Below are 8,518 nucleotides of genomic sequence, written 5' to 3' on the forward strand. Positions count from 1 at the left end.
TGATGGCGGTAGTGACAGTTTGATCACCCTTGTACACGTCATCCGGAGCAACAACCGAAACGCTGCCGCTCGACTGATTCACACCGATGGTGATGGTCTGGCCGTTATCCAAGGTCACAGTCAGCGGATTGGTGATGTTGGTCACCGGCGCGCCGTTTTTATCCACAAGGCTGGCGGTGTAAACGATATTGCCGCCTTCGCCAACGGTGGTGGTAGCGGTCAAAACCACATCCACTTTGTCGATGGTGTCGTTGATCGTGGTGGTTGCGCCGTTGCCGGCCACTTCCAATTTCTCGAAGTTACCGCCCGTAGCGTCAGTGATCTTGACGGTCTGAGTGCTCTTGTCGATGAACACGTCATCGCTAGGTGCATTGACCGTTACGGTGCCGACGGTGTCACCGGCTTTGATGGTGATGCTCGAACCGTTGTCCAACTTCAGAGTGACGTCAGTACCTGCCTTGTTGCTCAAGGTCGCGGTGTACGTGATCTGACCACCCTCGTTGACTTCGCTTGGCGCAGTCAGCGTGACGGTGGTGGTATCTGCGGTGCCCGGTGTGTCGGTGACGGTGGTATTCACCGGTGTAGTGCCAGGCACCAAGTTCTCGAAATGCTCGCCGCCAGTAACGCTTTTGATGGCCGTGGTGACGGTTTGGTCGCCTTTGTACACATCATCCGGAGCAACAACCGAAACAGAACCGCTCGATTGGTTTACGCCGATGGTGATGGTCTGGCCATTGTCCAAAGTCACGGTCAACGGATTGGTGATGTTAGTCACCGGCGCGCCGTTTTTATCCACAAGGCTGGCGGTGTAGACGATATTGCCGCCTTCGCCGACTGTAGTAGTCGCGGTCAGAACCACATCGACCTTGTCGATGGTGTCGTTGATCGTGGTAGTCGCACCATTGCCCGCAACTTCCAATTTCTCGAAGTTACCGCCCGTAGCGTCAGTGATCTTGACGGTCTGGGTGCTCTTGTCGATGAACACGTCATCGCCCGGTGCGTTGACCGTCACAGTGCCAACGGTGTCGCCAGCCTTGATGGTGATGGTCGAACCATTGTCGAGTTTCAGCGTGACATCCGTACCCGCCTTATTGGAAAGCGTAGCGGTGTACGTAATCTGGCCACCTTCGTTCGCCTCGGTCGGCGCGGTGAGCGTCACGGTCGTGGTGTCGATAGAGTCTGTAATCGTGGTGACGGCTGGAGTGGTATTCGGCACCAGATTTTCGAAGTTGCCGCCAGTCGCGCCCGTAATGGTGGTGCTGACGGTGCTGCCGTTGACGTAGACATCATTCGGCGGGGTGTCGACCACCACGCTGCCGACGGACTCGCCCGCCTTGATAGTAATCACCGAGCCATTGCTCAAGGTGACAGTCACCGGGGTTTGCGCCGGGTTGGTCAGGGTGGCGGTGTAGGTGATCTGGCCACCTTCGACAACCGTTCCGGTGGCGGTCAGTGAAACGTTGGTGGTGTCGATCGAATCAACAATCGTGGTCACCGCAGGTGTCGTGCTTGGCACCAGGCTTTCAAAGTTACCGCCAGTCGCGCCGGTAATCGTAGTGCTGACGGTAGAACCGTTGTTGTAGACGTCGTTGGCCGGCGTATCCACGACCACTGTGCCGGTCGACTCACCTGCTTTGATGGTAATCACCGAGCCATTGCTCAAGGTGACGGTCACTGGCGTCTGTGCCGGGTTGGTCAAGGTGGCGGTGTAAGTGATTTGGCCGCCTTCGGTGACGGTCTGGGCGGCGGTCAGCGTTACGGTCGTGGTGTCGATCGAATCAACGATCGTGGTGACTGCTGGCGTCGTGTTCGGCACCAGGTTTTCAAAGTTACCGCCAGTCGCGCCGGTAATGGTGGTGCTGACGGTAGAACCGTTGTTGTAGACATCGTTGGCCGGAGTATCCACGACTACCGTGCCGGTCGATTCACCTGCCTTGATAGTAATCACCGAGCCATTGCTCAAGGTGACGGTCACCGGCGTCTGCGCCGGGTTGGTCAAGGTCGCGGTATAAGTGATCTGGCCGCCTTCGGTAACGGTCTGGGCGGCTGTCAGTGAAACAGTGGTGGTATCGATCGAATCTGTAATCGTGGTGACCGCAGGCGTGGTGTTCGGCACCAGATTCTCAAAGTTACCGCCAGTCGCACCGGTAATCGAGGTGCTTACAGTCGAACCATTGTTGTAGACGTCGTTGGCCGGAGTATTCACAACCACCGTGCCGGTCGACTCGCCAGCCTTGATGGTGATCACCGAGCCATTGCTCAACGTGACGGTCACCGGCGTCTGCGCCGGGTTGGTCAAGGTGGCGGTGTAGGTGATGGCGCCGCCTTCGGTGACCGTGTTACCCGCGGTCAACGTGACGGTGGTGGTGTCGATGGTGTCGGTGACTTGGGTCACGGCCGGCGTGGTGTCGATGGTCAGCACCAGGTTGTTGCCGCCGGTGGTGCCGGTGACGTTGACACTGATCTGGCTTGGGTCGATGTACGGGCTGTCGTTCGGGGCCAGGGGCACATTGACGGTGCCGGTCAACTGGCCCGACGGGATGGTGATCACCGCTCCGTTGGACAAGGTAATGGTGAGGTTGCCGATGGGGGCCTGGGTGACGGTGGCGGTGTAGGTCAGCACGCCGCCGGCTTCAGTGATGGTCGGCGTGGCGCCCAATGTCAGCGTGGCGGTCTGCAGGGTCAGGCCACCGTCACTGCCGCCAGGCTGGGCGCCGACGTTTTGGGTCAGCGCCGAGTTGGCTTGGCCCAGGCCTGCGGTCGGGAAGCCGATGGTCGGGTCTACGCGACCGGCGGTCGCGTCCAGTACGACGAAGCTGTGACCACCGCCCGCAGCGCCATTACCGGCGGCGTTCGGGCCGGCGGCAGCGGCTTCCAGCTCGGTGGTCGGGTCGGCACCGGCGGCGATGGCTTGCTGCAGCTCGGCAACCGACGGCGCAGCGTTCGCGGCGGCGGTGGCCAGGTCGAGGGTGGAGTCCGGCAGGTCGGCGCTCCACTGGGTCTCACGGCCCAGGTCCAGCGTACGGCCATCAGCCAGTTCCAGGCTGACCGCGCCCGACATACCGGTGTCTACCTGGTCGCCCGCGAACAGGCGATCACCTTCTACTAAGACACGGCGCGTCCCTTCCGGAGAAATAACGAAAACTTGACCAACAATGCTTTTGACGATGGCAACAACACTGCTCATTAAAATTTTCTCCGGCGATCCGTTTCTGATGATTTCCATGTGGCCGCTCGCGGGAGGGCCAAACAGGAGGGGGCTTAGTCTATAATGATAATGGCGTCAAATAATTGGCTAGATTTATTCGTTATCTAGTTTATGCCAAACTATTGACCTTATGGCCGCCATCCTAAACAATTGGTCCCGTAATGTCACATTGATATTTATGCGGCGAACCGTCCTACATGTGTGAAGCAGTTCCGCTTTTTGAACTTTCCGACGTACGGTCATTACGGTAGCCATTATCCGACGCAGCGACGCGAATCGCTGTGATTTGAGACAAGAAGTCCTGGGGAATTTCTAAATGCGTTTGCATCTGTTCAAGGCAATACCGTTCGTTCTCGCCGCTGGTTTTGTACAAGCCCAAACATTGCCCCAAGCCATGCAGCAGGCATTGGATGTGCACCCGGAAATTCAGGCCGGTGTGAACAGCCGTATCGCGGCCGATTACCAACTGCGGGCCGCCCAAGGTGGTTACCTGCCACGGGTTGACCTGAACGCCGGTTACGGCCGCGAAGGCACCGACAACTCCACCACTCGCGCCGCCAACGGCCCGAACGGCAACCACTGGGACACGCTCAACCGCGGCGAGTCCAGCCTGCGCCTGCAACAGATGATTTTTGACGGCTTTGCTACCTCCAGCGAAGTCGGCCGTCAACAAGCCAACGTCAACTCCCGGGCCTACTCCTTGCTCGGTACCTCCGAGCGCACCGGCCTGACCGTTGCCCAGGTGTACCTGGATGTACTGACCCGTCGCGAGTTCGTGCACTTGGCCGAAGAGAACCTGCGCAACCACGAACGCATCTACGATCAGATCAAACTGCGCACCCAGCGCGGCGTTGGCAACGGTGCCGACCAGGACCAGGCCGAAGCGCGTCTGGCCCAGGCCCGCAACAACCTGATCACCGAACAGACCAACTTGGCCGACGCCCAGGTCAACTACCTCAGCGCCGTTGGCCAGATGCCCGACCAACTGGAACGTCCAGCGCCGTTCATGGCCATGCTGCCGGCAGACCTGAATGAAGCGCGCCGCCAGATGCTCGACAACAGCCCGATCCTGCGTTCGGCCGAGTCGGATATCTCCGCCGCCGAGAAGCAGTACGAAGCGGCCAAGTCCACCTTCTACCCGCGCTTTGATGCCGAACTGGGCACCAACGCCGACAACAATGTTTCGGGTGACGCCAGCCACAACAACGGCTGGGAAGCCATGGTGCGCATGCGCTTCAACCTGTTCGCCGGTGGCAGCAACAAGGCTGACCTGCAATCCAAGTCGTACCAGACCAACCAGGCCCTGGACATCCGCAACAACGCCTTGCGCCAACTCAATGAAGAGCTAGGCTTGGCTTGGAACGCCTTGAACAACGCCAACGCCCAATTGCCGGTAGCCCAGCAATACGTGGACCACAGCACCCGCGTGCGCACGTCTTACCAGCAACAGTTTAGTCTCGGTCAACGTACCCTGCTCGACTTGCTCGACAGTGAGAACGAATTGTTCACCGCTTCCCGTCGTTTGGAAGAGATCAAGAACATTCAGTTATTTACTCAGTATCGAATCAAGGCGACCATGGGCGAATTGCTCAAAAGCCAGGGTGTAGTCGCACCAATGGCCTCCGTCGTGCAAACCGACGTGAAGCCTAAAGTCCAACTGCCTGGGATGAATTGAGCCACCCCTATAGCCCCATCTGTTAGTCGAGAGTGCACCGCGTGGAATCCGAAGTCAGTCGAGTTCATCTCAACCATGATCCACGCACGCTGCACGACGACCCGTTACTTGACGGGTTGCTTGCGCTTTGCGCCCTGCATCAGAAAACGGCCAGTGCGACCATGCTCACCACCGGCCTGCCACTGCCTTCGCAGCGGCTGAGTGCCGAGTTGCTGCCCCGTGCGGCGGCCCGTGCCGGGCTGCAAGGGCGGGTGCTGCAACGCAAGCTGGAACAGATCCCGACGATTGCCCTGCCAGTGCTGCTGTTGCTCAAAGATGGGCGCAGTACCGTGCTGGTTGGTTGGCAAGGCGAGGACGAAGCCCGCATCCTGCTCAGTGAAAGTGATGGCGGTGAAGTCATCATCAAGCGCGAGCTGCTGGCTGCCGATTACATCGGCAAAGTGTTTTTCGCCCAGCCGCAACACAAATTCGACGTCAACCATGGCAGCCTGATTCCTCGGGCGCGCTCATGGTTCCGCGACACCCTCAAGCGTTCGCGTTGGCTCTACACCGACGCCATCGCCGCCAGTTTTCTGATCAACATCATCGCCATGGCCGCGCCACTGTTCGTGATGAACGTGTACGACCGTGTGGTGCCCAACCAGGCCACGGCCACCCTGTGGGTGCTGGCGGTGGGTATCTGCGGCGCTTATCTGTTCGACCTGGTCCTCAAGAGCCTGCGCAGCCTGTGCCTGGACCTGGCGGGCAAAAAGACCGACCTGATCATCTCGGCCACGTTGTTCGAGCGCATTGTCGGCATGTCCATGAAGTACCGTCCGGCGCGGGTCGGCAGCTTCGCGCAGAACATCCACGAGTTTCAGAGCCTGCGGGACTTTCTCGCGTCGCTGACCCTCACCAGCCTGATCGACCTGCCGTTCACCCTGTTGATCTTTCTGGTCATCGCCATCCTCGGCGGGCACCTGGTGTGGATTCCAGTGCTGGCGTTCCCGATTGCCCTGGGCATCGGCTATGCCCTGCAAAAGCCACTGGTCGCAACCATGGAACGCACCATGGCGCTGGCCGCCGAGCGCCAGTCGAGCCTGATCGAAACCCTCGCCGGGCTTGACGCTGTGAAGGTCAACAACGCTGAAAGCGAGCGCCAGTACGGGTGGGAACAGACCATCGGCACCTTGAGCCGCCTTGAGTTGCGAGTGAAGTTGCTGTCGGGTCTGTCGATGAACATGACCCTGCTGATCCAGCAACTGGCCGGCGTGATCATGATCGTGTTCGGTGTGTACCAGATCATCGACGGCAACCTCAGCATGGGTGGCCTGATCGCCTGCTACATGCTCAGTGGTCGTGCCTTGAGCCCGCTGGCTTCGCTGTCGGGCCTGTTGACCCGCTACCAGCAAGCCAAGGTCACCATGACCTCGGTGGACCAGATGATGGAGCTGCCCCAGGAGCGCAATTTCGAAGAGCGCCCGATGAGCCGTCGCACCCTGCAAGGTGCCATCGAATGCCGCGGCCTTAACTTCACGTACCCGAATCAACAGAACCCTGCGCTGAAAAACATCAACCTGGTGATCAAGCCGGGCGAAAAAATCGGCATCATTGGCCGCAGCGGTTCGGGCAAAAGCTCCCTCGCCAAGCTGATCGTCGGCCTTTACCAGCCGGACTCCGGTGCCTTGCTGGTGGACGGCGTGGATGTGCGCCAGATCGATGTCAGCGAACTGCGCCACAACATCGGCTACGTTGCCCAAGACATCCAGCTGCTCGCTGGTACGCTACGCGACAACCTGGTCTGCGGTGCGCGTTACGTCGAAGATGAAATGGTCCTGCAAGCCGCCGAACTGGCTGGCGTGCACGAGTTCGCGCGTCTGCACCCCCAAGGCTATGAGCTGCAAGTCGGCGAGCGTGGGCAGAACCTCTCCGGCGGCCAGCGCCAGAACGTCGCCCTGGCTCGCGCATTGTTGCTCAACCCGCCCATCCTGCTGCTGGACGAACCCACCAGCGCCATGGACAACACTGGTGAAGAACGCTTGAAACAACGCCTGCAAGCCGTGGTGCAAAGCAAGACCGTCGTACTGGTCACTCACCGTGCCTCACTGCTCTCGCTGGTGGACCGCCTGCTGGTGGTCGACCGTGGGCAGATCCTCGCGGACGGCCCGAAAGCCGTGGTCATGGAAGCGTTGAAAAAGGGGCAGATCAGTGTTGCTTAACTCCATCAAAAGCGCGGTCGGCCGCTATTTCAAAGGCTCCGACTCGCTGCAGGGCCAGCCCCTGCCTGAGGTCAACAAGGCGCTGATCGAAGATGCACCGCGGGTTATCCGCCTGACCATCTGGGCAATCATCGCGTTCTTCGTGTTCCTGGTGGTTTGGGCCGGCTTTTCCAGCATCGACGAAGTCACCCGTGGCGACGGCAAGGCGATCCCATCGTCCAAGCTGCAGAAAATCCAGAACCTGGAAGGCGGTATCGTCGCCGAGTTGTACGTCAAGGAAGGCCAGGTGGTGGAAGCCGGCGCGCCGTTGATTCGTCTCGATGACACGCGATTTGTCTCCAACGCCGGTGAAACCGAAGCCCTGCGCCTGGCCATGCAACTGCGTGTCGAGCGTCTGAGTGCCCAGGTGGATGACCGCCCACTGAACATTCCTGACGATGTACTCAAGGCCGCGCCAAGCCAGGCCGCCAACGAGCGCTCGTTGTATGACAGCCGTCGCCAGCAGTTGAAAGACGAAGTCGGTGGCCTGCAGGAACAGCTTGTGCAACGTCAGCAGGAACTGCGCGAATTCACCTCCAAGCAAGGCCAGTACCGCAGCCAGTTGTCCCTGCAACGTCAGGAAATCAACATGTCCGAGCCCTTGGTGGCCCAGGGCGCGGTGTCGCCGGTGGAAGTGCTGCGCCTCAAGCGCGCCGAGATGGAAACCCGTGGTCAATTGGACGCCACCACCCTGGCGATCCCCCGGGCCGAATCGGCGATCAAGGAAGTGCAGCGCAAGATCGACGAAACCCGTGGCAAGTTCCGCAGTGAAGCCCTGACCCAGCTCAACGAAGCCCGCACCGAACTGAACAAGGCCGAGTCCACTGGCCGCGCCCTGGAAGACCGTGTCAGCCGTACCCTGGTCACCTCGCCGGTACGCGGGATCGTCAAGCAATTGCTGGTCAACACGGTCGGCGGCGTGATCCAGCCGGGCAGCGACATGGTAGAAATCGTACCGTTGGACGACACCCTGCTGGTGGAAGCCAAGATCCGTCCGCAAGACATCGCTTTCCTGCACCCGGGGCAGGAAGCGGTCGTCAAATTCACCGCCTATGACTACACCATCTACGGCGGTCTCAAGGCCAAACTCGAACGCATCGGTGCCGACACCATCACCGACGAAGACAAGAAAACCACCTACTACATGATCACCCTGCGCACCGACCGCAGCCACTTGGGCACCGATGAGAAGCCGCTGTTGATCATCCCAGGCATGGTGGCTTCGGTGGATATCATCACCGGCAAGAAAAGCATCCTGAGCTACCTGCTCAAGCCGATCATCAAGGCGCGGGCCGAGGCGTTGCACGAGCGGTAATCTCTACTGCCTTTGCTGACGTCTTCGCGGGCAAGCCCGCTCCCACCCTGGAATGCATTCCAAGTGTGGGAGCGGGCTTGCCC

At 59.8% G+C, this 8,518-nt stretch carries 4 protein-coding genes; 3 read left to right on the forward strand and 1 reads right to left on the reverse strand.

Annotation, left to right across the window (positions count from 1 at the left end; translation table 11 throughout):
* On the reverse strand, positions 1-3,187 hold a 3,187-nt coding region (locus tag ACRESD_RS00845), incomplete at its 3' end, for a retention module-containing protein (protein WP_431749198.1).
* A 337-nt stretch (positions 3,188-3,524) separates the two neighbouring features.
* Here ACRESD_RS00845 and ACRESD_RS00850 point away from each other — a divergent pair.
* The 3 genes from ACRESD_RS00850 to ACRESD_RS00860 are packed head-to-tail and all read left to right on the forward strand — an operon-like array spanning position 3,525 to position 8,435.
* A complete protein-coding gene (locus ACRESD_RS00850) occupies positions 3,525-4,883 on the forward strand; it encodes a TolC family outer membrane protein (protein ID WP_431749199.1) in 1,359 nt (452 codons plus the stop codon).
* 41 nt (positions 4,884-4,924) lie between these two features.
* Positions 4,925-7,081, forward strand: coding sequence for a type I secretion system permease/ATPase (locus tag ACRESD_RS00855; RefSeq protein ID WP_431749200.1), 2,157 nt, complete (start codon positions 4,925-4,927; stop codon positions 7,079-7,081).
* Complete coding sequence (locus tag ACRESD_RS00860) at positions 7,071-8,435, forward strand: HlyD family type I secretion periplasmic adaptor subunit (RefSeq protein ID WP_431749201.1); 1,365 nt, start codon at positions 7,071-7,073, stop codon at positions 8,433-8,435. The genes ACRESD_RS00855 and ACRESD_RS00860 overlap by 11 nt, the downstream gene beginning before the upstream one ends.
* Positions 8,436-8,518: the final 83 nt, after the last annotated feature.

Origin of the sequence: Pseudomonas sp. (genome assembly GCF_050739995.1) — a bacterium.
Lineage (GTDB): Bacteria > Pseudomonadota > Gammaproteobacteria > Pseudomonadales > Pseudomonadaceae > Aquipseudomonas.